This is a genomic window from Arthrobacter sp. Y3223164 (assembly GCF_059091005.1).
This window is the reverse complement of record NZ_JBNHGF010000642.1, coordinates 1-1,040: the sequence shown is the minus strand read 5'-3', so window position 1 is coordinate 1,040 and position 1,040 is coordinate 1. Positions and strand designations below refer to the sequence as shown.

1 protein-coding gene is annotated in these 1,040 nt (G+C 71.5%); it reads left to right on the top strand.

Annotation, left to right across the window (positions count from 1 at the left end):
* The coding region (locus tag AC5RUJ_RS17080) for a hypothetical protein (protein ID WP_494156343.1) at positions 1–1,040 on the top strand (1,040 nt) is incomplete at both ends.

Sequence of the window (1,040 nt, the reverse complement as noted above, 5' to 3'; positions counted from 1 at the left end):
GACCGCCTGCGCGCCGTGCTGGAGAGCGCCGGCCCCGACCCGGCACGGTTCCCGTCGTCAGCCAGGGACTGCCTGGACCGCGCTTACGAGGCAGCCTATGCCGAGAACCACGCGGGCGCCCGTGCCCTGGCGCAGGCCGGACTCGCCCGGTCCTCGGACACCGAACTCGACGTCCGGCTGGGCTTGTACTCGGTGCTGATTGCGCTCGCCCAGCTGGCAGGCGAAGAGAAGCAGGCCCGGGAATATCTCTACGCCCGCATCGCCTTGCTCCGCAGCCATGGGCTGGAAGCCGAGGCCGCGGCCGGTGAGCGGCTGGGAACGGCGTTGTTCCGCGAAGCCGGCGACGACGACCTCCCGCTCCTGGAGGCAGAACTTGACCGCCTGCTGGAGGCCCGTGCCCCGGGATCGGTGACGGCGGACGTCCAGCTGGCCATCGCCGTCGTCCGTTCCCAGCGCGGGGAAGCGAAGCAGGCGATCGCGCTGCTGGAAGACGCGGTGGCCGGCTACGAGCATTCCGGCCGGACGGACAGCTTGTCCGGCGCGCTGATGTACCTGGCCAACACCTACCTGCAGGCCGACCAGCCGGAACGGGCCACCGCAGTTGCCGACCGCATGCTGGCATTGCCCGGCAACCGCGCCACCACCGCCAGCATGTGGCTCTTGAAGGCCAATGCCGCCGGCGGCGACGGCGCGGCCGGGCTGGAGGAAGCGCTGACGGCGCTGGAACTGTATGCGGCTGCCGGGGTCCGCAAGGGTGCCATCAGTGCCGCCGTCGTGCTGGCCCGGCTCTGTGCCGGCATCGGCGACTATGAGGACTCGGTGCTGGCCTGGCAGGCGGCGGTCGCCCAGGCCGAACGCGGCGAGGTCCAGGAAGAGCTCACGCTGCGCCTGGCGCTGGGAAACCAGCTGCTGGAGGCCGAAGAGTACGAACTGGCGGGCGAGGTGCTGTCCAAGCTGCTGGCGCGGCTGGAACACACCAAGGCGCCCCATGCGCAGGTGGCGCGGGCGCTGATGAGCCTGGGCCACGCCCACCGGCACGC